Below are 20188 nucleotides of genomic sequence, written 5' to 3' on the forward strand. Positions count from 1 at the left end.
ACATCGGGAAGGCAAACCGTATGGCGGTCGTCCACACCGGTTTCGCAGACCCCTCACCGATCGAACGGCCCGACCGGCAGCCACTTCTCGAGGGTCGGGCTGAACTCGGCGGCCATCTGGGCGTCGGCGTCGGTGAACGCGTCGGTCGCGATCAGGGAGAACAGATAGGTCCCGACCACGGCGATCGGAAGGACCGCGGCGACGAGGAGATCGGACTCGAGGAAGTAGACGACTGGAACGCCGGCGATCGCCGCGGGAACGCCGGCACCGACGATCTTGGCGAAGTCCCGCGTGAACGGGTGGATGCCGTCGAGGTAGTAGATCTCGAACAGCGTGAGTCCGCCGACCAGAAACAGCGCCGTCGCCGATCCAATCGCCGCGCCTTCGATGCCGAGAACCGGAACGAGCGCTACCGACGCGAGGAAGTTCGCCCCGAAGAGCGTAAGCGTGTTGGCGAAGACGATCCGGGAGTAGCCAAGCCCCTGGAGCAACGAGCCGTCGGGACCGCCGAAGGTGACGTTGAACAGGAACGCGCCGGCGAGTAACGCGACGACAGCGTTGGCCTCGGCGTACTGGGGCGTATAGAGCACGGCGAGGTACGAACTCGCACCCAGCGAGAGGACGATCGCGATGGGAAGCGTGATCCCCGCGATCCAGCGGGCCATGATCCGAAACCGTCGCTCGACCAGCTCGATGTCGTCTCTCGTCTCGGCGATCAGCGGTTTGAACACCGGCGACAGCGAGTTGAAGATGATCATCAGCCCCGAACCGAGCATGTAGCCGACGCGGTAGATCCCGACATCGTCGGAGTCGAGGAAGTAGCCCAGCACGAAGTAATCGACGTGACCCATCAGGACGAAGACGACGCTCGTCATCGCGAGCGGAACCGAGTACGTGACGAGCGGACCCGGTGAGACGAACTCCACGGGTCTCGAGAGCAGATCCCAGGCCTTGTAGGTGAAGACGGCCGCGCCGATCGTGATCGCGACGAACAGCCCGACGACGTAACCGACGATGAGGCCGAGCAGCCCGTACCCGACGAGCAAGAGCCCGGCTGTGACGCCGAAGCGGACGATCGGACGGACGAGATCCCGCATGATGACCCGGTACTGGAGCTTCTTGATGCTGTAGTAGGAGGTGAGCAAGACGTTGTAAATCGCGAGCATCGGGATCGTCACCGAGAGGAACAACAGCGCGATCCGCATCGAGGGCTCCTGGAAGAGCTCGCCGAACAGTTCGGAGCTGGCCGCGAGCGCGAACGCGACGATCGACGACGTCACGAGGACGGTCGCGGTGACCTGGACGACGACACCTTTCGCCTTGCCGTACTCCTTTTCGTCGAGATACTGCGGAACGAAGTAGTCGATCGCAAGCGGCAATCCGAGGTTCGCGAACACCTGCATGAACAGGATGACGGACGTCGCGAGCACGAACAGTCCGTACACCGAGGGGCTGACGAACCGCGTCATCAACATCACGATCGCAAAGCCGAAGACGCCGTTGACGACGTTCCCGACGAACGTGATACTGCCCTGCTTCGCGAGCGTCGAGACGCCCTCGTCCTGATCGGTCATGGCCCCGTTCCAGTGATTTCGTCCGCCGACCGCATCAGCAGGTTGCCCCCACTCGGCGTCGCCGGATCGGCCGCGGTCGACACCGGTGGAGGGACTCCCTCGAGTCCCATCGAGAGAGCCATCAGACCCCCGTCGCCGGCTCGAGTTCGTAGCTCTCGACGGTGGCCGCCTCCTCGCCGAAGCGGGGAAACTCGATTTCGAACGGCCACTCCTCGCCCGAGGTGACGTCCTCGTCGACGTTCTCGATGACGCTCTCGAGTTGTTCACCCTCCTCGTCGAAGAACGTCGCCCGGATCTCGAGGTAGTTCAGCGTTCGATCGCCGACGTTTCGAACGACTCCCCAGACGTAGACGCGTTCGTCCTCGGTTCCGGGGTTGTCCCGGACGAGATCGGACCAGGCGATTTCGACGTCGGCCGGTTCGGTGATCTCCTCCCCGTTGTCCTCGAGGAACTCGAGACAGCCCGAAACCGCGACCGCGAGCGACAGCGAGAGGAACCCGCGACGGTACATCTATTCTCCGTTCGGCGGGCCGAGTCTTGAGGGTTCTGGACGTCGACGTTAGGTCGACAGGGGTGAGTGGGGTCGACGAAAGGTACTCCGTGCGGGGCCGACGAGAGGTACGCGTATACCGTCGCACCCCGAACGAACCTCGTATGGAGTTGCCAGCCGAGCCGGAAATTGTCCTGACGAACGACGATGGGATCGATGCGCCGGGCATTCGAGCCCTCTACGACGCACTCTCGACGGTCGGATCGGTCACCGTCGTGGCACCCGATCGTGACCGCAGCGCTGTCGGTCGATCGCTGTCCTACGGCCGCACGGGATCGACCGACGAACCGGATTTCTCCGGAGACGGGGAGTCCTCGGCGATCGACATGGCCGACGGGCAGTTTACGTCCCTGGTCCCCCACACGGACCACGAACTCGGCTACGCCATCGACGGGACGCCCTGTGACTGTGCCATCGTCGGCGTCAACGCCCTCGAGCCAGCACCCGATCTCGTCGTCTCGGGCTGTAACGACGGAGCGAATCTGGGGACCTACGTCCTCGCACGTTCGGGAACCGTAAGCGCCGCGATGGAGGCCGCGTTTCTCGGCGTGCCGTCGATCGCCGTCTCGATGGACACCCTCGGAATGGCCGAACCGCTCGAGCCCGGGGACTTCTCAGAAGCCGCCGACGTGACGGCAGCGATCGTCGAGAATGCGCCCGGAACAGGGCTGTTCGACCGCGTCGACTACCTCAACGTCAACGTTCCGACGCCCGAGGGGTCCTCGGCGGCCCTCGAGATCACGCGGCCGACCGACGTCTACGAGATGGATGCGACCGCCCAGGACGGACGATTTCGACTGACGAATCGCCTCTGGCAGCAGATGGCTAACCGGGATATCCCCGATCCGCCCGACACCGACCGACACGCCCTTCTCGAGGGGAACGTCTCGATCTCGCCGCTACGGATCCCGTCCGACCTCGTCGAGTCGGATGTCGTCTGCGACCTGCTCGAACGCTGGGTGTAGCGCGGGCCGAGTCGGTCCACGGCCGACTCGAAACGCGGCGGTTTTACAGGGTCGTCGACAATCATCGGTATGGAGTGTCGTCACTGCGCGTCGCCGCTCGAGAAACCCGGCGATTACTGTCTCGTCTGCCGGGAACGGAACACCGCTGCGGTGGTGCTCGAGGCGGCGCGCGATCGCGCGACGCTTACGATGCTCGCCGAGGAAGACGAGGAGGCGTTCGCCCGCGACGACGACCCGAGACTCGGAGAGACGACGGTGACGACGACGCCGGAAGACGGCGAGAACGAGATCGTCGAACTCCGGAACTTCGCGGGGTTGATCGCCGACGAGATCAGACGAAAGCGCCCGGAGGAGGTCTACGCCGGCGGGACCCGGTCGGTGATCCGAGCCGTCCGCGGAAAGGTCCACTACCCGTTCTACCGCGTCGACGACGACGACCCCGTCGAGGCGGTTCTCCAGCGTCGGGGAAAGCGCGCGCTCGACGTCGTCGAGACGCCGCCGGCCGAGAAAATCGGAGGGAGCCACTCGACGCTCATCGGCGGCCGCACGGGAATGCGTGCGATCCACGCGGTGGCCGACCACCCACACGTAAAGAAGGTCATTCCCGGCCCCATCGACGCCGGCGGTACTGGTTCACAGTCGGGTCTCCGGGCGAAGGTCACTCGCGCTGACGACGGCGGCAACGTCCGCATGCTCATCCGGGACGGCTCGAGCGTCCAGGAGAATCGCGTCGTGACGACGGCTCGAGACCGTGAGATGGGCGAACGGATCCGTGAGGATCTCAACGACGTACTCGCCGATTCGGAGTTTCAGTGACGCTCGTCCGCCGGACACACCGCCTCGACTCCCGAGCGACGAGGTAACTCGATGGGACGGCTGACGACCCGATCGGAGGTCGCGTCCGTTTCGACGGCTCTCTCGAGAGATACGAGTCGATGGAAGAGACACTCCCTGCTGGTTGTCGGGCCCTTATCCGCCTCACGCTAATGAGATCTCATTAGACATGATCGAGCGCGCCGACGCCATCCTGGCGATGATCCCGATGCTCGCGATGAGCGGATTCGTCGTTCGATCGATCGTCACGACGACCGGAGTCGGAACCGGACTGCTCGCCGTTCCTCTCGCCCCGATCGGCTATTTCGCGGCGTTCGGGCTGATCGTCGGCGAACTGTTCGTCGGCCCGGTTGCCGAGCGTTCGTCGGAGGAATCGACGTGACTCAACAGCTTTATGAATCCGCTGGCAATAGATAGCAGTACTATGGCCAAGAAAGGAAAAGTCGGTAGCGCGGGCCGCTTTGGCGCACGCTACGGTCGGGTGGCACGACGTCGCGTCAGCGAGATCGAAGACGACATGCAGAACGCGGAAGTCGACGGCGACTCCGTCACCCGCGTCGGAACCGGAATCTGGAAGAACGACGAAACCGGCGAAGTCTTTACCGGCGGTGCCTACCGTCCGGAGACACCCGCCGGCAGAACGGTAAAGCGGTCGATCCGCGCTGCACTCTCCGAGGACGACGAGTAACCCCACCCCCATTCCACGCATGAGTTACAAGTGCTCCCGTTGCAAACGTGACGTCCAGCTCGACGAGTACGGCGGCGTCCGCTGTCCGTACTGCGGACACCGCGTGCTCCTGAAAGAACGCAGCCGCGACGTCAAGGAAGTCGGCGTCCAGTAACCGTCCCGTGGTTTCTCACGACGCGACCCTCGAGTTCGACTACGAGAGCGCGTCGACTGCCCGTATCGTCGCCGAGAGCGTCGCCCGCGAGGTCGGCGAGATCGACGACGAGCGATCACGGACGACGATCGACCGGGAGGCGGAGACGGTGCGTCTCGAGATCGACGCCGAGGACGTCGTCGCGCTTCGAGCGGCGCTCAACACCTGGTTTTCGCTCGTCGACGTCGCCGAGCGGACGGCCGACACCGGTACCCGGACGCTCGAAACGGGTGAGTGATACGGGCTGCTGTACCGATGTACCGGCGCGACCGCCGTCCGGTGGTTGCGCCGGAAACGACGTACAGTAACCCGTATGAGGCCGGTTTCGACGCGCCGGTAGTCGCTCGAGTCGTCGCAGGCGGGCCGTCGAGCGAAACCCGTTGGATCACCGGAAGATCCATCTGTCGTCCGACACATTCGATCGGGTGATGCGATATCTCTCCCGGCTCAACCGGTACGGGAAAACGATGCTCGTGAGCGTGACCCTCGGAATCGGGATAGTGCTGGTCGGCGGATCAAGCTTTGCGCTCCTGGCGATCTTCTGTTTCGCTGTGGCCGCGTTCTCGGGTGCCCGCGCGATGGCGCGAACTGAGCCGGTGGATCGCCCGCCACGGGACCAAACTCGTTCGGACAGCGATACGAAACGACGGCGGGAGACGGAAGGCAAGAAGGGCGCGGCCGCGATGGAGTGGAACTGACCGTCCGGTAGACGCGACGTGAGGTAAAATCCGCGACATTTACCGGAGGATGAACCAACGGAAAGCGGGTGGCTGGTGCTCCCAGCAGGTCCGTTCTTCGACACGAAAGCTTGACTTTTTACGTCCGGAGGGCGAGGGTCGAATCATGCAAGGCAATCTTCCACCGGAAGCACAAGAGAAGATCGAACAGCTCCAGGACCTTCAGGAGACCGCACAGACGGTCGCCGTCCAGAAACAGGAAGCCGAATCGAGTCTCACCGAAGCCGAAAACGCCCTCGAGCAACTCGACGAGATCGACGAGGAGACAGCTATGTACCGCCAGGTCGGCGAACTCCTCGTCGAGACCGAGTACGACGAGGCCGAAGCGGAACTCGACGAGAAGGTCAACTCCCTCGAGATTCGACTCGAGACGCTCGAGAAACAGGAAGATCGCGTCCAGCAGCAGTTCGAGGGGCTCCAGGAGGAACTCGAAGAACTGCTCGGTGGAGGCGGCATGGGCGGCCCGGCAGGCCCCGGCGGTCCCGGTGCCGGCGGCGCGTAAATGACACAGGACGAACCGACCGACGAGGAGGTCGTCCAGACGGCCTCCGACGCCGCGGAAGGGCTGATCTTCTCGCGGTATAAGCAGTCGAACGTTCGTGATTGCGACGTCACCGTTAACTTCGAGGACGGTATCCTCGAGGTGGACGTCTACCTCAACGTTCCGGACGACGTGGCTGGGCCGGACCCCGAGCAGGTCGCAGACGACGCGGCGCTTACTGCCCAGCAGGCGGTCGACGAACTGTTCGAAGAGTAGTAGTACTGGCTCTTAGGCCTGCACTGATTGGCGAACGCACGCGGTTGGTGTCGATTTCGCTCATCAGTCGACGCTTGGGAGTGCGATCCGACGGGCCGCGCCACGCCGTGTTCTGCTCTCGAGTGACGAACCGCGAACGACGGTCTCTGCATCGAAGAGCCGTCTGTCTCGTCGAAAACCGGGCCGAAGCGGTTTTCCGGTCGGTCTCAAATCGGTGAGTCGAATCGGCTTCCCCAGTCGGATCCGTCGCGCCGTACGGACCGCAGTCTTCGGCTCCAATGGATTCTGACTACAACGCCCGGTCGTGTTCGGTCTCGAACTCCCGCTGGGCCCGGTACTGGTCGACAAACTCGCCGATATCGAACTCGAGCATCTGGGATTCGAACTCTCCGATCGCCTCGTCGTCGTCGGCGTGGCTGATCGCGTGTTCCATCAGTTCGACGACGAGTTCGACGACGATCTCGTGAAGTCGGCGGGCGTCGAACTCGGTGATCCATAGCATGGCATAGCCGACGGCGCCGTCGTCGCTGGCGTCGTAGACGACGACCTTCTCCGGAAACTCCTCCATGACGACGCCCATGAGGTGTGGTGTGCCGAACTGGTCGAACTCATCCGCCGTGTCGATCGTCTCCCGTAAGACGGCGACGAGCGATTCGGGGAAAAATCGAGAGGGTGGGTGGACGTCGGTGACGACGGCGTGATGCGTACCGTCGGAACAGATCCACTCGCGCATCCCGAGGTCGATGTCGTGGGGATCGATCGTCTCCCCACACGGTACCTCGAGACGCCGATCAGGATCGGAGCCGGGAACGCGGGGTTGTGCCATTGTCCGTCGTTCGCCCGGCGAAGCCATAAGGTCGGCGACTCGAGCGGGCGGTCAGGGCTGTCCGCGGTCCGGAACCGTACCGGTCGACGCCGAACCCGCATCGGACGGCCAGGATCGGTACCGATCGAGGAGCAGTATCGCGAGCGTGACGCCCACCGCGAGGAGGAGGACCCACCGATCGGCCGAGACGTACCACCCTGGCGTCGGCGGTCGCCACGTCGTCAGCGGAAATAGATACTCGTTGGTGAGGAGTTTCCCGTCCGCGTACCGCTGGGGGAGGTCGACGATCAGGTGCGAGAGGCCGCCGGCGAACAGGACGAGAAACGCCCGCCTTCGGTGAGTCGAGGACCCGAACAGGAGCGCACCGATCCCGGAGAGCAACGCTGTACCGACGACCGTGTGGAGTCCATCCCACGCAAACGGCACGCCGAGTACCGACGACACCCACCCGCTCGGAACGACGAGCGCCAGCCGGTTCAGTTCCGGAAGGATCGATCCGACCATTCCGACCGCGATCCAGCGGTCGTCGATCCACTCCACGTACCAGCCGAGGACGGTAAACACCGCGTACGCGAGGAGGACGTGGGTCAACAGTTCGGCCATCACCGCTCACCCCGCGGAACGAACCGGAAACCGCGAACGTCGATCCGCCACGTCCGGAGGAAGGCGACGACGGCGAGCAATCCTCCGAGGATCGACGTTCCGTAAACGTACCGTCTATCGCTTTCCCCCTCGATGTCGACGACGACCTCGTCTGCGGCGATCGTCGACGGTTCGGCGTGAAACGTGCCGGCGACCTGAATCTCGCCGCCCGCCTCGAGTCCGGATACGGTCTTCGGATCGACGTCCGTCACTCGAGCCTCGAGCGTTCCGTCCGAGACGACGACGGCGTCGCGGTCCGGTTCGACGCTCTGGACCGTGCCGAACACCAATACCTGATCGCCGTCGTGCGCCACCGGATCGGCGGCGAGATCGGACTGGCTCGGCGTCCAGACATCCGTCGCCGCAAACTGGACACAAAACCCACCCGTCACGACGAGCAAAACGACGATTCCGAGGATTCGGTGTCGCGGCTCCATCGTAGCCACTTATTTCAGACTGGTGTGTCGGATATAAATAATTCGAATACGTGCGAGTGCCGAAACGAACGGACGCCGGGAGAACGAAAGTGCGAAAGCGCTCGCGATGCTATGGCCAGTCGTCGCGGACGGGTTCGGCGTCGTCGTCCTCGCCGTCGGCCGTCGTCGCCACCACCCACTCCGCTGCCTCGGCGGCGTCCTCGATGGCCAGGTACTCCCAGCCGACGGCGTCGGCCAGCGTCTCGTCGTCTTCGTCGACGCCCACGAAGACGTATCGGTCCGTGTCGAACTGGTCTTTGACGCCCTCGAGGCTCTCGGCTTTGCCACGTGGGCCGGAGAAGAAGTCCTGACGGATCCGGTTCTTTCGCGTGAAGTTCGTCACCACGTAGGTCGGTTTCTCGGAGACGACGCCGATGTACTCGGTCCACCCTCGAGCGTCCTCGAAGACGGACTCGGGCGAGGCGAGTTGCTTCAGCGCCTCGAGTTCGAACGCGAGAGTCATGTCGCTGCCGCCGTTCATACCCGAACGAACGGCCGCACTGGGGAAAACGGCTTCGATACGTCCCCCAACGGGAGGTCGTATACGATCTGCTAGCCCCGTCAGCTCCGTTCGACGCGGTAGTAGTCGGTGAAGACGATGACCTCGCCCTCCTCGAGGGTACTCGCCTGTGGAACCGTCGAGCGCTCGCCGGCCAGTATCTCGCGGACCTCCTCGAGCGCCGCGGCCTCGAGTTGATCGACGTGTTTTACCGTGGCTCCCGATTCGATCGTCTCCACACGACGAAGCGTCGGAGCCCGGCACGGAAACTCACTCGCGGAACGGTCGCTGAAGGACATGTGTGTTGTTACCAACTAGCATATCATCACTTAATTGCTTCGGTCGTGTAGGCCGACTCCGGTCGAACTGGCCCGACACTCGAGTGGGCGGTCGTTGCGACGAGGCGTCAAGTTGATAGCAAGAGAGTCCTTCGTTCAGCCTGAACATGCCGCCCCTATCGGCTGCGGTCGAATCCGTACCGGCCGCCAGCCCCGAGTTCATCGGCGTGACGTCGATCGTGTCGACGGTACTCGAGTCAGGGGTGACGGACGCGCTCGCCTGGATCGCCATCGGTGCGTTCTTCCTCGCGGTCGTGCTCCAGTGGCGTGGCGAGTCGGACGCGGCCCGGGTTCTCGCGGCGGCGGCTTGGCTCGTCTTCGGCGTCTTCTGGCTGACGATGGTGCCGTACTACTACTACGACGCGCAAAGCCCCCTCCAGACCGTGCTCTCGCTGGCCGCGTTACCGCTCTGTGTCTATACCGGCTACCTGCTCTACGGCGGTCGACAGTCGCTTCTGTTGCTCTCGAAGGCCGTCGCGATCATGGGACTGATCTATCTCCCCGCGGAGACGATCCCGTTCGTCCGTCAGTGGCTGATCGAGACGACCGCCGCCCAGACTCACACCGGGATGGAGCTTCTGGGCCACAGTCCCGGCATCAACGAGGGCGCAAACGGCTACTACAGCCGGTTCGACTTCGATCCCGACGAGACGGTCACCGGACGGACGACGTACATCGTCCTCGCGTGTACCGGGATCGGGAGCATGGCCATCTTCGCCGGGTTGATCGCCGCCGTGAAGGCTCCACTTCGGCGCAAGCTGACCGGGATCGCACTCGCCGTCGGCATCATCTGGCTCCTGAATCTCGTCCGGAACGTCTTCATCGGACTGGCCTCCCCGTGGGGCTGGTTCCAACAGGAGTGGCTGGTCTCGTTTATGACGACCTACATGGGCGCACAACCCGAACGAGTCTCGTTTCTCGTCGCACACAACTACATCGCTCAGACGCTGTCTGTCGTCGCGCTCGTCGCCATCACCTACCTCGTCGTCAGGATCGTTCCCGAGGTCCTCGAGCCACTCGAGGACATCCTCTACGTTCTGACGGGCAACGAGTACGACCTCTTCGAGGCCCTCGGGAAAGAGGAAGTACGCGCCGACGGCGGCCCGGATACCGACCGATGACCGACGCGACTCTCACCCGACAGTGACCCCACCGACCGTCGACCTCCCGTTTTCGCTCGAGGAACGCGCCGTCTCCGTCCCCGACGCCGACGCGCTGATTCTCGCCGACGTCCACCTCGGCCGCGGCGTCGCCTCGAACGTCGATGCGCCGGTCGGCGACGGGGCGGACGTCCGAACCCGTCTGGAGACGCTGCTCGAGCGGACCGAGCCGGAAACGGTCGTCGTCGCCGGCGACCTTCTGCACTCGTTCGACTACGTTCCCCGAGGCGTCGAGGCCGACCTGTCGGCGCTCGAGTCGGCCGTCGCCGACGCGGACGCGTCGCTCGTCGTCACCCCCGGCAATCACGATACGATGCTCGCCGAGGTGTTCGACGGCGAGTCGATACCCGAATATCGGCTGGCCGACGGCGAGACCGTCGTCTGTCACGGCCACGAGCCACCCGAGACCGACGCCGCTCGGTACGTCGTCGGACACGACCATCCGGCAATTTCTCTCGAGGGGCGCAAACGCCCCTGTTTCCTCTATGGGCCGGCCGTCTACGAGGGAAGCGACGTCCTCGTTCTACCGGCGTTTACGCGGGCCGCGGCCGGCGCGGCGGTCAACCGGATGCGCTCTCGGGACTTCCAGTCGCCGCTCGTCACCGACGTCGACGCCTGCTATCCGGTCGTCTGGGACGACGCGAAGCGAGAACCGCTGTGGTTTCCGCCGCTCGGTGAGTGTCGCAAACTGTTGTGATCGAGACGGTCCGCTATCAGGTGCGGTTCGACAGCCAGCCGTTGAATCGACTCTCGAACTCCATCTTCCGGTGCATCCGCCACTGGACGAGTACCACCGGCAGCGGGAGTGCAGTAACCGCTGCAAACAGCCATACCGACGGCATTCCACTCGTGAACACCCACACGAAAACGGCGATTCCGACCGCGCTCTCGAGTAGCGAGCCGACGAAATAGGCGGTCCAGAGCCGCTGGGCTCGCGTTCGCTGTTCTTCCGTGTAGACGCGATACCCGTTGAGCGCGCCCAGAACACCACCGATGGAGAACACGAACGCTAGCAGGAGCGTCGTCGTTTCGAGCATGTGAACAAAAATTGTGGGTTAATTGATAAACGTGCTGTGTGACGACCGCCGTGGATCTCGAGTAACGGCGGTTGGATCAGCCCGAGAGATCCTCGAGAACGGCCTTCGCCGCCTGGCGACCGCTTTCCATCGCACCCTGGATCGACGACCAGCGAGTGTAGTCACCGGCGAGGTAGACCGGCCCGTCGGGGTCGCACACGTCGGGAAGTCCGGCGTGGAAGTCGGGTGGCTGTGCGAACTGTGCGAACGGGATGCGGTCGGTGTGCTCGAGGGAGAACCCGTCGAACGTCCGTTCGGGATACCACGACTCGAGGGTCCTTCGGGTGGTTTCGGCGAGTTTCTCGTCCGTCTCGGCTCGATCGCCGAGATACGTGGCGCTGATCAGCGTCACGTCCTCGGGTGCGTACTCGGGTGCGACCTCGCTCGTCGGAACGACGTGATTCGGCCCCGCGGAGTCGGGATCGGCGTTCAACACGATCCGTCTGGCGCTTCCGATTCCGGAGTCGGCCGGGAGCGCGTAGTACTGGGTCACACAGCCTCGCGCGTCCGTGGGGATCGAGTCGACACCAGTAAGCGATCGTGCCGTGGGCGGATCGGTCGCGACGACGGCGGCGTCGGCGTCGTACGATACGTCGTCCGTTTCGACGACGACCGTCGCATCAGTGGGGTTACTCGAGTCGACATCCGTCCCAGACCTCGAGGCGACGTCGGTCGAAACCGACTCGACTGCCGCGTCGGTCTCGATCGTCGCACCCTCTGTCTCGGCGAAAGCGGCCAACTGGCCCGGAATCGCCCCCATTCCCGCCGCGGGGACCGCAGTGTCGCCCGCCGACAGCGCTTTGAACGTGTACTCGAAGATCCGCTTCGACGTCGACAGCGATCGGTCGAGCGTGATCCCGCCGTAGAACGGAGCGGCGAAGCGCTCGAGAAATCGGTCCGAGAATCCCAGCTCACGGAGATACGCGCGGATCGAGCTATCTCCGGGGGACTCGAGGAATTCGTCGAACGTGCGGTTCCGGAGCGCCCACCTGAGTCTCGCCACGCGGAGTTTGTCCCCGAACGTGACGTCGGGGGTGAACAGCGCGGCCGGGAATGCCCTTGGCACCCGGAGCGGATCGACCAGCGGCGATCGGTGGCCGTCGCGAGCGATCGTTGCACCGGGCGCGAACGGACGAAGATCGAGCGCCTCGAGATCTAACTCCCGACGAACCGCGGGATAGGCAGTAAAGAGGACCTGGAAGCCGTCGTCGAACTGATAGCCGTCCCTGACCGTCGTCCGTACTCGTCCGCCGACCGACGGCCTGCGCTCTGTGAGCGTGACGTCGACGCCACCGGCGGCGAGGTGACGCGCGGCGACGAGACCGGCGAGCCCGCCGCCGACGACGACCACTCGCGGAGTCGATTTCATATCCGTGTATCGGTCGACGAACGGATAAACGCTCGACCTACCGTAGTTACCCACAGCCCGGAACACATCGGTCCCGGCGAGTCCCGATCAGTCTTCGGGGTCAGGAACGCCAGGACACCGATCCGTGATACGGATTGCTGTCCCGACCTCGCGGCGAACCCGCCCCAGGGGTCGCGAGCCTACCGACATTGACGGACCACAGATTGCATCACATCCCGGCAACCACCCTGAGCACGACGCCGGTGAAAATAACCAGCACACCGAGGATGGTCGCGATCGGTGGAATCGGAACGAAAAGCAACACGATGCCGGCGAGGATGATACCCGTCGAGAGCCGAACCATGCACGTCCATCTACGACGGGACGGGTATCGGTGAGCCATGCATACCCAGCCGGCATATATACCGGTCGTGAGCGTGGTCGTCACCGCTCGCCGCTCGGACGGCAAAGAGTCGAGATCAGTGGCTCGAGGAAACGATCTCACCGATATCGGCGTCGGGATCGATCAGGTGATACTCGCCGTCTTCGAGCGTCACGACGTCTTCGTGGCGCAAGTGGTCGAGATGAGCGTACGCTTCGCCGGGGCCGTGGAGGATGTGAATTCCCTCGAGGTCGCCAAACAGGTGGTCGCTGACCGTCCAGGCGTCGGCTGGGCCGTGTTCGGTGAGAACCTCGAGGACGTTTTCGGTCCGCTCGCGGTGGTGGTCACGGATCGTCAGCGCCCGCGCGGCCGGATCGTCGATCGGATCGCGATGTCCCGGCCAGAGGCGAGCGTACCCCCGGTCGACGATCGTTCGGAGCGACGCCAGGTACGTCTCGAGCGGTCGCTCGACGCGGATATCCGCGCCGCCGACGTTCGGAGTGTAGACCGGAAGGATCGCATCGCCGACGAACGCCTCGGTCCCAGCGTGGGCGGCGTCGTCGCTCCCCGAACGCGTTTCCGACGCGCCGCCGATCTCGAAACAACAGAGGCCAGCGGTGTGGCCGGGCGCGTGAACCGCCTCGAGCGTTCGCCCGCCGACCGCGACGACGTCGCCGTCCTCGATCGGCGTCGCGTCGACCGGTTCGCCGTCGACCCCGCTCGTCGCCTCGAGAAACGCGAGCAGTTCTTCCCTCGCGTCGGCCGGAACGCCCCACTCTGAGAGGGACTCGCGACGCAACTCCTCGAGGGATGTCACCGCGTCGGGATCAGCCTCGACGAGGGGCGCGTCGGCCTCGTGGACGTAGACCGTCGCGTCGCTTTCGGCCTGTATTTCGCCGGCCAACCCCGCGTGGTCGGGATGATGGTGCGTAAGAACGATGTCGTCGACGTCCGCGAACTCGTATCCGCGTTCGGCTAGCTCTTCCCGAAGTTGTACGCGACAGTCCGGCGTCGCGACGCCGGTATCGACGAGCGCGATGCCGTCGTCCTCATCCGCGAGTACGTACGCGTTGTTCCGTCCCTCGAACTCTTCGTTTCCCAGCGAGATCCGATCCATATCTGTACCAGAGTCGCCGATCGCTCATAATTCGCCGGGTCACGGAACCGTTTTCGCCGACGACGACGCGCCGTCCCGACGCACGGGTACGCGTCTCATACGGTCTGCTGTCAGTCATTTCCGGTGCAACCACGACCCGTCCTGCGGTCGCACCGGTACATCGGTACAGTAAACCGTATCAGTCCTCGAGTTCAGCCCGCAACAGCTGGTTTACGTCGCTCGGATCCGCGCTGCCGCCGGTCTTTTGCATGACCTGACCGACGAGGAAGTTGATCGCGCCGTCGTCGCCCGACTCGTAGTCCTCGACGGCCCCCTGATTCTCGTCGATCGCTTCGACGACGGCCTGTCGAACTTCGTCCCCGCTCGTCTTGCCCAGCCCCTCCTCGGCGACGACCTCGTCCGGGGTGCGGCCGTCGTCGAGCATCGAGCGCAGTACCGTCTCCCGGGCGTTTTTCGCCGTGATCTCGTCCTCGTCGACGAGCGCAACGAGTCGTTTGACCTCCTCGAGTCGCCCTTCGATTTCGGTGATCTCGATGTCGCGGTAGTTGAGTTCGCCCAGCAGGTTGTCGGCGACCCAGGTCGCCGCCAGATCTGGGTCGAACTCGCCGGCGACGTCCTCGTAGAAGTCCGCAACCTGCTTCGTCGAGGTGAGCTTGGAGGCAGCCTCCTCGTCGAGACCGTACTCGTCGCCGAATCGCTCCCGTCGGGCCGAGGGCAGTTCCGGGATCGCGATCTCCTCCTTCCAGTCCGAGACGCGAAGCGGCGGGAGGTCGGCCTCCTCGAAGTACCGGTAATCTTTCTCCTCTTCTTTCGACCGCATCGAGACCGTGATCCCCCGAGCCTCGTCCCAGTGGCGCGTCTCCTGTTCGACCGCCCGACCGCGCTGGATGGCGTTCTTTTGTCGGGTCTCCTCGTAGGCCAGCGCCTTCTGTGCGCCCTTGTGACTCGAAATGTTCTTGACCTCGGTGCGGTTGGCTGCCTCGAGTGCGTCCGCACTGATCTCGTCTGCATTGTCGCCGTCGATCTCCGCTTCGGGGATGATCGAGAGGTTGGCGTCGATCCGCAGACTGCCGTCGCGTTCGGCGTCGAAGATGCCCAGATACTCGAGTACTTCCTCGAGTTCGGCGAGGAACGCCCGTACTTCGTCGGGACTGCGAAAGTCCGGCGCGGTGACGATCTCCATCAGCGGCGTGCCGGCGCGGTTGTAGTCGACGAGCGTGTAGTCGGCGGTGTCGATCCCGCCGCCGACGTGCTGGAGGCTCCCCGGGTCCTCCTCTAAGTGTGCGCGCTCGATCGTCACCGAGCGTCGCGTGCCCTCGACGCTCACCTCGAGTTCGCCGTCGGCACAGATCGGCTCGTCGTACTGCGTGATCTGGAAGTTCTTGGGCAGATCGGGGTAGTAGTAGTTCTTCCGGTGAAAGCGGGTTTCCTCGGGGATGTCGGCGTCGATCGCCTTCCCGATCTTCACCGCCGCCTCGACGGCACCCTCGTTCAACACCGGTAACGCACCCGGGAGGCCAAGACAGACCGGACAGACGTTCTCGTTGGGCTCGTCCGTCTGCTCGGTCGAGCAGCCACAGAAAATCTTCGTGTCGGTCTCCAGCTGGACGTGGACCTCGAGCCCGACGACGGTCACGAGGTCGCCCTGCTGGACGGTTTGTGCGGTCATTGCGCCCTGATTCGGGGCGGGTAGGGTAAAACGTAACGGGACAGAGTTGCGCGTCGGATCGGATTCAGAACGGTGTACGTCTCGCTCGCACTCGAGGGCCAACACTGGCCGTGCTGTCCGCTGGTTGGCAAGCTGGAGTGCGATGACGTTCATAGACAACCGAGAGTCCTCGAGACGTAGAGGACGGAGTCTGGAGGCGGTGGAGTTCGACTGCTGACCGATCGGCCGCCACCGAACGGTACGCCGGAGGACGTTCTCGGTCGAACGATCCGCTCGAAGACGACCGATCAGAATACGTCCGGGAAGAGCACGTAGACGAAAATCAGCGTCAAGAAACCGACGAAAGCGGTGTAGTACACGAGCGGAATGAGGTTCAACCGAATGACGCGGCCCTCTTCGCCGACGAGGCCGACGGTCGCGAGGGCGGCGACGACGTTGTGGATCGCCACGAGATTGCCAATCGCTCCGCCAACGGCCTGTGCGCCGACCACGAGTTCTCGTGAAATGCCGAGCCGTTCGGCGGCGATGAACTGGAACGGACCGAAGGTGATGTTGCTAACCGTGTTCGACCCGACCAGCGCTGCACCGAGGGCACCGATGAGCGCCGCAACCATCGGATAGACCGGACCGAACACGTTGGCCGTGGCCGTTCCGAGCACGACGATCATACTCTCAGTACCGGACGCGTGCGATCCGGACTGGAGCATGACGTGAGCCATCGCCAGGACGAACACGAGCGCGATCAGCGGCGAGGAGAGTTTCGACGTGGCACCGAGCCAGGCTTCCGACACTTGCTGGCGAGACATACCGAAGATGGCGATCGCCGCGACGGCGCTGACGAGCAACCACATCCCCGGCACGTAGATGAAGTTGATCTCGTTGCTGAGAGTGGTTCCGAGGATATTCGTCCACTCGAACAGAAACACCCCGACGGATATTTCGCCGATGCTCGTCACGAACGTGCCGAGGCTCAGCGAAACCTGTGTCCCGAGTAGCGTCACCGATTCGCCCTGCAACAGCGCGGGCAGTGGTTCGACGACGCGGGTGACGAGCAAGAGCACGACCAACAGGAGGTACGGCGACCAGGCCCGCAGGATCGAAATGTCGTGGGTGGCATCCAGCATCGGACTGACGTCGCTTGGTTTGATCGAGCCGAGCCAGTGATCCGGCCACTCCGACTGCTCCGGAAAGGTCCACTCGTCTTCCGGCAGGAAATACCCCGCCCGGAGCGCGCCGATCACGATGGCTGCGCCGACCATCGAGCCAATCAGCGCCGGGAACTCGGCACTGATGTACCACGCCGACAACCAGTAGGGAATCGCGAACGCGAACCCCGCGAACAGACAGAGCGGCCACACCTCGAGCGCCGGCGCGATCGACCGGTCCGCCGGATCGTCGAAGAAGTAGACGATCATTCCCACGACGAAAAGCGGCATGACGAATCCCACGAGGAGATGGTACGTGGCGGCCCACGCGGCCACGTTGATCGCGAATTCGGTCGCGGTCATGCCCTCGGCTTCGATCGCCGTTCGTATGCGCGAGACGCCTGCCATCGGCTCTCTGATCCCGACCATGATCGGCGTCCCCACCGCGCCGTAGGTGACGGCGATGATGTGGCCGATCAGTGCAGCGACGACGGCCGCGAGCGCAGGGAAGCCGAGGCCGAGCAACAGCGGTGCCACGACCGCGGCCGGCGCGCCGAATCCGGCCGCGCCTTCGATGAACGTCGAGAGGAAAAACGCGACCAGAACGATCTGTACGCGTCGGTCCTCGCTGATCGTCGCGAATCCGCTGTTGAGAACGTCGAACGCTCCAGCCCGGAGCATCGTGTACAACAACACGAGCGCCCCGAAAACGATGAAGAGAATCTGGACCGCCGTGAGCAGGCCTTCGATCGTCGCCGCGATAATCCACGAGGGAGGCATTCTCCAGACGAAAAAGCCGACGAGAACTGCCGACACCCACGCGATTGGCATCGCTCGAGTCGCAGGCCAGAGGAGACCGACGAGGAGCACGCCAACGACGATCAACGGTGTCGCTGCCAGCACGACCGCGACCGCATCAGCAAGCATCGCTGCTCCGACCGTCCCTCCGTCCACTCCACGTAGTCCGCCGTGGATCACTCATCACACACATTATTTTGTGGAGATATCCGATTTATAAGTTTGGATGGGTGTTGGTATCAGGCGTCTCGACGGAACTGGCCGGCGTCGATCCGACGAAAGGACGTGACGCCATCTGGAACGTCCTCCACGAAACCGTCATATTCCCACGCTTTGATAACAGCCACCGCTGTTCGTGCTGGTGGCCGATTCGCGAGCGGGAGTACGATGCTGGTCACCGACTCCCATCGCTCTCCGAAATCTCGTCCGCCCGAGAGAGTTCACCCACTTTCTCCTGTAACTCGACGACGGTCCGCTGTTGAGTCGTCGTCTCGTCGATTATCTCGCTGGCGGCGTCGGTGACTTCTCGAGAGTGAGTTTCGGCGGTTTCGACCATCGCGAGTACTTCTTCGACGCTCGAGGCCTGATCGTCGTTCGCTTTCGCGACCTCGTCGATCTGTTCGGATGCGGAGGTGACCGATTCTTCGATATGTTCGAACGAGTCGACGACGTCTTCGATCGAGCCGTCCATCGATTCGATCTGTCCGTGTGCCTGCTCGACAGCGGTGACGGTCTCGTGGGACATCGACTGGAGCTCGCGGATGTAGTCGGTGATCTCGTCGGTGTGTGACTGCGTTTCCTCGGCCAACGATTTGATCTCGTCGGCGACGACGGCGAATCCGGCTCCGTCATCGCCTGCGGTGGCGGCTTCGATCGAGGCGTTCAACGCGAGCAGGTTGGTCTGGTCGGCGACGCCGTCGATGATTTCGACGACCTGCTCGATCTCTTCGAGGTTGTCGGAGAGGGCGGTGATGGTGTCGACGAGTTCTTTGCTTACGTCCGCGACGTCGCCGCCGACGCGTTTTGCCTCGCTACTCGCGTCGACGCCAGTTTCGACGCGCTCCTGTGCGCGCTGGGCGGCGTCGGCGACCTCCTTCGATGTTGCGGCGATCTCTTCCATCGTCGCACTGTAGGACTCGACCTCGTTTTTCGTCTCCTGGAGCGCGTCGTTCTGTTCGTCGAGTGTCTCCTCGACAGTGTCGGCCGACGCCGCAGCGTCGTGGATCGAATCCGCGAGCTGATCGGTCGTTTCGTTTACGTCGTCGACGAGCGTCTGGAAGCTGTTGGCCATCTCGTTGACTTCGTTGACGATGTCGAGCAACTCCTCGTCGACGACGTCGTGTTCGTCCTCGTAGTCGACGCGAGCTGCCAGCTCGCCGCCGCCGATCCGCTGGAGGACGTCGGTCACGTTCTCGACGAGGTCGGTCATCGCCTCGTCTCGTCGAACTTCCTCGGTCTGGTCCCGGATGATCTCGAAGACGGCCTGGAACTCGCCGTTCTCGTCGAAGATGGGCACGGCCCAGAACTCGACTTCGATCGTCTCGTCGCCGAGCGTCGTCGCGGTACTCGTATCGTAGAAGACCGGTTTTTCGGAGTAGGGAGTTTCGTAACGCTCGACGCCGTACTCCTCGTCAGCGCTGTGAGGATGTTTCACGACCTTGTCGGCTAACGTGAGCTTTCGGGCACCCTCGCTGTAGGTCGCTTTCACGACGCTGTTTTGTGCGGTCTTCCCCATCGCCTCCTCTCGTTCCATACCGACGAACGCCGTGTGGCCGTAATTCCAGCCGACGACGCGGTGGTCCGCATCGAGCATGTAGACGGGAAACGGAATCGCCTCCAGAACCGCTTCGATCGTCAGATACGAATCGGCGTATTCGTCCGTCCGTTGCGCTCCGAACTCCTCGACAGCCGTCGCGACGTCGCCGAGCATCGTTCCCAATCCCGCTCGAAGCTCGGATTTCACCGCCTCGGCACGGCCGGCCTCGAGACGGTCGAACGCCTCCTCGAGCAGCGAATCGACGATCACCTCGTAGGAACGGACGAACTCCCCCGGCGAACACCCCTGTTTCATGTACCGCTCGCTTTCGGCCGTAACGGTATCGGCGTCCCACTCGGAGTCGTCGGCTATCACCGTCGAAAGGCGGTTTGCTCGATCCTCCTGTATCGCTGTCGGAACCTCTGTGTTGTGAACGCCGTCTAGCTCGTCAGGTGAGACGTCGATGCTGAGATCGAGAGCCCGGTGATCGCCTTCCGGCGGTGATGGCGACGTATTCGAATCCGACGGTTCCAGCTGTGGGTCTGACTCGCCGCTCGATCGGGAACTCTTGTTTCGTATATGAGGGTACCACAGAATCATTGACACACCTCGATCGTCGTTTTGCCAGGGTTAGCTCCTCGTTTGTAGTTGGCGATAG

26 protein-coding genes are annotated in these 20188 nt (G+C 63.6%); 11 read left to right on the forward strand and 15 right to left on the reverse strand.

All coding sequences use genetic code 11. The annotated features are described in order from the left end of the window. Positions 1-53: 53 nt before the first annotated feature. From FYC77_RS17445 to FYC77_RS17450, 3 genes are read right to left on the reverse strand one after another with little or no spacing between them, the layout of a single operon-like run. Positions 54-1574, reverse strand: a complete 1521-nt coding sequence (locus FYC77_RS17445; protein WP_149082776.1) for a flippase — start codon at positions 1572-1574, stop codon at positions 54-56. Then, positions 1571-1696, reverse strand: a complete 126-nt coding sequence (locus FYC77_RS20920; protein ID WP_274381035.1) for a hypothetical protein — start codon at positions 1694-1696, stop codon at positions 1571-1573. The genes FYC77_RS17445 and FYC77_RS20920 overlap by 4 nt, the downstream gene beginning before the upstream one ends. Then, the gene (locus FYC77_RS17450) at positions 1696-2085 is read right to left on the reverse strand and encodes an FxLYD domain-containing protein (RefSeq protein ID WP_149082777.1); all 390 of its coding nucleotides are present in this window, start codon (positions 2083-2085) and stop codon (positions 1696-1698) included. The genes FYC77_RS20920 and FYC77_RS17450 overlap by 1 nt, the downstream gene beginning before the upstream one ends. Before the next feature lie 143 nt (positions 2086-2228). Between FYC77_RS17450 and surE the strand changes: the two genes are divergently transcribed. From surE to FYC77_RS17495, 9 genes are all read left to right on the forward strand, one after another. After that, positions 2229-3089: a 5'/3'-nucleotidase SurE gene (gene surE / locus FYC77_RS17455; protein ID WP_149082778.1), complete on the forward strand. Its 861-nt coding sequence runs from the start codon at positions 2229-2231 to the stop codon at positions 3087-3089. 69 nt (positions 3090-3158) lie between these two features. Further along, complete coding sequence (locus FYC77_RS17460; protein ID WP_149082779.1) at positions 3159-3905, forward strand: DUF2103 domain-containing protein; 747 nt, start codon at positions 3159-3161, stop codon at positions 3903-3905. 187 nt (positions 3906-4092) lie between these two features. Beyond that, on the forward strand, positions 4093-4305 hold the full coding sequence (locus tag FYC77_RS17465; RefSeq protein WP_149082780.1) for a hypothetical protein: 213 nt from the start codon (positions 4093-4095) through the stop codon (positions 4303-4305). Positions 4306-4347: 42 nt separating this feature from the next. Next, entirely contained in the window at positions 4348-4611 is a 264-nt protein-coding gene (locus FYC77_RS17470; RefSeq protein WP_149082781.1) for a 50S ribosomal protein L37ae, read from the forward strand. A gap of 19 nt (positions 4612-4630) precedes the next feature. Further along, entirely contained in the window at positions 4631-4765 is a 135-nt protein-coding gene (locus FYC77_RS17475) for a DNA-directed RNA polymerase subunit P (protein WP_124196427.1), read from the forward strand. 7 nt (positions 4766-4772) lie between these two features. After that, positions 4773-5042 (forward strand): KEOPS complex subunit Pcc1, encoded by a 270-nt coding sequence (locus FYC77_RS17480; RefSeq protein ID WP_149082782.1) that lies wholly within the window; start codon positions 4773-4775, stop codon positions 5040-5042. 190 nt (positions 5043-5232) lie between these two features. Beyond that, positions 5233-5502 carry a hypothetical protein gene (locus FYC77_RS17485; RefSeq protein WP_149082783.1) on the forward strand — a complete coding sequence of 90 codons (270 nt, stop codon included), beginning with the start codon at positions 5233-5235 and terminating at the stop codon, positions 5500-5502. 145 nt (positions 5503-5647) lie between these two features. Next, positions 5648-6043, forward strand: coding sequence for a prefoldin subunit beta (locus tag FYC77_RS17490; protein ID WP_149082784.1), 396 nt, complete (start codon positions 5648-5650; stop codon positions 6041-6043). Continuing rightward, positions 6044-6298 (forward strand): DUF3194 domain-containing protein, encoded by a 255-nt coding sequence (locus FYC77_RS17495; protein WP_149082785.1) that lies wholly within the window; start codon positions 6044-6046, stop codon positions 6296-6298. It abuts the gene before it with no gap. A 289-nt stretch (positions 6299-6587) separates the two neighbouring features. On the opposite strand, the gene FYC77_RS17500 is transcribed toward FYC77_RS17495, so the two are convergent. From FYC77_RS17500 to FYC77_RS17520, 5 genes are all read right to left on the reverse strand, one after another. Then, positions 6588-7124 (reverse strand): DUF5815 family protein, encoded by a 537-nt coding sequence (locus FYC77_RS17500; RefSeq protein ID WP_149082786.1) that lies wholly within the window; start codon positions 7122-7124, stop codon positions 6588-6590. A gap of 51 nt (positions 7125-7175) precedes the next feature. After that, the gene (locus FYC77_RS17505) at positions 7176-7727 is read right to left on the reverse strand and encodes a metal-dependent hydrolase (RefSeq protein ID WP_149082787.1); all 552 of its coding nucleotides are present in this window, start codon (positions 7725-7727) and stop codon (positions 7176-7178) included. Continuing rightward, the gene (locus FYC77_RS17510; RefSeq protein WP_162354552.1) at positions 7727-8212 is read right to left on the reverse strand and encodes a hypothetical protein; all 486 of its coding nucleotides are present in this window, start codon (positions 8210-8212) and stop codon (positions 7727-7729) included. Before FYC77_RS17510 ends, FYC77_RS17505 begins: the two co-directional genes overlap by 1 nt. Before the next feature lie 100 nt (positions 8213-8312). Continuing rightward, on the reverse strand, positions 8313-8723 hold the full coding sequence (locus FYC77_RS17515) for a DUF7124 domain-containing protein (protein ID WP_149082789.1): 411 nt from the start codon (positions 8721-8723) through the stop codon (positions 8313-8315). A gap of 80 nt (positions 8724-8803) precedes the next feature. After that, complete coding sequence (locus FYC77_RS17520) at positions 8804-8980, reverse strand: hypothetical protein (RefSeq protein WP_238387024.1); 177 nt, start codon at positions 8978-8980, stop codon at positions 8804-8806. Positions 8981-9186: 206 nt separating this feature from the next. Here FYC77_RS17520 and artA point away from each other — a divergent pair, with 206 nt between their 5' ends. Both artA and FYC77_RS17530 read left to right on the forward strand, forming a co-directional pair. Beyond that, positions 9187-10200: an archaeosortase A gene (gene artA, locus FYC77_RS17525; protein WP_149082791.1), complete on the forward strand. Its 1014-nt coding sequence runs from the start codon at positions 9187-9189 to the stop codon at positions 10198-10200. Positions 10201-10222: 22 nt separating this feature from the next. Continuing rightward, entirely contained in the window at positions 10223-10936 is a 714-nt protein-coding gene (locus FYC77_RS17530; RefSeq protein WP_149082792.1) for a metallophosphoesterase, read from the forward strand. A 16-nt stretch (positions 10937-10952) separates the two neighbouring features. On the opposite strand, the gene FYC77_RS17535 is transcribed toward FYC77_RS17530, so the two are convergent. From FYC77_RS17535 to FYC77_RS17565, 7 genes are all read right to left on the reverse strand, one after another. Beyond that, positions 10953-11276 (reverse strand): hypothetical protein, encoded by a 324-nt coding sequence (locus FYC77_RS17535; RefSeq protein ID WP_149082793.1) that lies wholly within the window; start codon positions 11274-11276, stop codon positions 10953-10955. Between the two features lie 76 nt (positions 11277-11352). Further along, the gene (locus FYC77_RS17540) at positions 11353-12684 is read right to left on the reverse strand and encodes an NAD(P)/FAD-dependent oxidoreductase (protein WP_149082794.1); all 1332 of its coding nucleotides are present in this window, start codon (positions 12682-12684) and stop codon (positions 11353-11355) included. A gap of 208 nt (positions 12685-12892) precedes the next feature. Further along, positions 12893-13027, reverse strand: coding sequence for a transporter (locus FYC77_RS17545; RefSeq protein ID WP_149082795.1), 135 nt, complete (start codon positions 13025-13027; stop codon positions 12893-12895). Positions 13028-13142: 115 nt separating this feature from the next. Beyond that, positions 13143-14162, reverse strand: a complete 1020-nt coding sequence (locus FYC77_RS17550) for an MBL fold metallo-hydrolase (RefSeq protein ID WP_149082796.1) — start codon at positions 14160-14162, stop codon at positions 13143-13145. 178 nt (positions 14163-14340) lie between these two features. Then, the gene (gatB, locus tag FYC77_RS17555; RefSeq protein ID WP_149082797.1) at positions 14341-15831 is read right to left on the reverse strand and encodes an Asp-tRNA(Asn)/Glu-tRNA(Gln) amidotransferase subunit GatB; all 1491 of its coding nucleotides are present in this window, start codon (positions 15829-15831) and stop codon (positions 14341-14343) included. A 287-nt stretch (positions 15832-16118) separates the two neighbouring features. Further along, entirely contained in the window at positions 16119-17903 is a 1785-nt protein-coding gene (locus FYC77_RS17560; RefSeq protein WP_149082800.1) for an L-lactate permease, read from the reverse strand. 265 nt (positions 17904-18168) lie between these two features. Further along, positions 18169-19905, reverse strand: coding sequence for a methyl-accepting chemotaxis protein (locus FYC77_RS17565; RefSeq protein ID WP_162354553.1), 1737 nt, complete (start codon positions 19903-19905; stop codon positions 18169-18171). Positions 19906-20188 lie beyond the last annotated feature (283 nt).

It is taken from the genome of Natrialba swarupiae, from assembly GCF_008245225.1.
Taxonomy (GTDB): Archaea; Halobacteriota; Halobacteria; order Halobacteriales; family Natrialbaceae; genus Natrarchaeobius; species Natrarchaeobius swarupiae.

Bases quoted from the DNA above. Each gene is read 5' to 3' on its own strand.
- FYC77_RS17515 (WP_149082789.1), bottom strand. From the start codon at position 8,723: ATGAACGGCGGCAGCGACATGACTCTCGCGTTCGAACTCGAGGCGCTG.
- FYC77_RS17475 (WP_124196427.1), top strand. From the start codon at position 4,631: ATGAGTTACAAGTGCTCCCGTTGCAAACGTGACGTCCAGCTCGACGAG.
- FYC77_RS17445 (WP_149082776.1), bottom strand. From the start codon at position 1,574: ATGACCGATCAGGACGAGGGCGTCTCGACGCTCGCGAAGCAGGGCAGT.
- FYC77_RS17535 (WP_149082793.1), bottom strand. From the start codon at position 11,276: ATGCTCGAAACGACGACGCTCCTGCTAGCGTTCGTGTTCTCCATCGGT.
- FYC77_RS17460 (WP_149082779.1), top strand. From the start codon at position 3,159: ATGGAGTGTCGTCACTGCGCGTCGCCGCTCGAGAAACCCGGCGATTAC.
- FYC77_RS17450 (WP_149082777.1), bottom strand. From the start codon at position 2,085: ATGTACCGTCGCGGGTTCCTCTCGCTGTCGCTCGCGGTCGCGGTTTCG.
- FYC77_RS17500 (WP_149082786.1), bottom strand. From the start codon at position 7,124: ATGGCACAACCCCGCGTTCCCGGCTCCGATCCTGATCGGCGTCTCGAG.
- FYC77_RS17465 (WP_149082780.1), top strand. From the start codon at position 4,093: ATGATCGAGCGCGCCGACGCCATCCTGGCGATGATCCCGATGCTCGCG.
- FYC77_RS17560 (WP_149082800.1), bottom strand. From the start codon at position 17,903: ATGCTTGCTGATGCGGTCGCGGTCGTGCTGGCAGCGACACCGTTGATC.
- FYC77_RS17490 (WP_149082784.1), top strand. From the start codon at position 5,648: ATGCAAGGCAATCTTCCACCGGAAGCACAAGAGAAGATCGAACAGCTC.
- artA (WP_149082791.1), top strand. From the start codon at position 9,187: ATGCCGCCCCTATCGGCTGCGGTCGAATCCGTACCGGCCGCCAGCCCC.
- FYC77_RS17540 (WP_149082794.1), bottom strand. From the start codon at position 12,684: ATGAAATCGACTCCGCGAGTGGTCGTCGTCGGCGGCGGGCTCGCCGGT.
- FYC77_RS17470 (WP_149082781.1), top strand. From the start codon at position 4,348: ATGGCCAAGAAAGGAAAAGTCGGTAGCGCGGGCCGCTTTGGCGCACGC.
- FYC77_RS17505 (WP_149082787.1), bottom strand. From the start codon at position 7,727: ATGGCCGAACTGTTGACCCACGTCCTCCTCGCGTACGCGGTGTTTACC.
- FYC77_RS17495 (WP_149082785.1), top strand. From the start codon at position 6,044: ATGACACAGGACGAACCGACCGACGAGGAGGTCGTCCAGACGGCCTCC.
- FYC77_RS17545 (WP_149082795.1), bottom strand. From the start codon at position 13,027: ATGGTTCGGCTCTCGACGGGTATCATCCTCGCCGGCATCGTGTTGCTT.
- FYC77_RS17485 (WP_149082783.1), top strand. From the start codon at position 5,233: ATGCGATATCTCTCCCGGCTCAACCGGTACGGGAAAACGATGCTCGTG.
- surE (WP_149082778.1), top strand. From the start codon at position 2,229: ATGGAGTTGCCAGCCGAGCCGGAAATTGTCCTGACGAACGACGATGGG.
- FYC77_RS20920 (WP_274381035.1), bottom strand. From the start codon at position 1,696: ATGGCTCTCTCGATGGGACTCGAGGGAGTCCCTCCACCGGTGTCGACC.
- gatB (WP_149082797.1), bottom strand. From the start codon at position 15,831: ATGACCGCACAAACCGTCCAGCAGGGCGACCTCGTGACCGTCGTCGGG.
- FYC77_RS17550 (WP_149082796.1), bottom strand. From the start codon at position 14,162: ATGGATCGGATCTCGCTGGGAAACGAAGAGTTCGAGGGACGGAACAAC.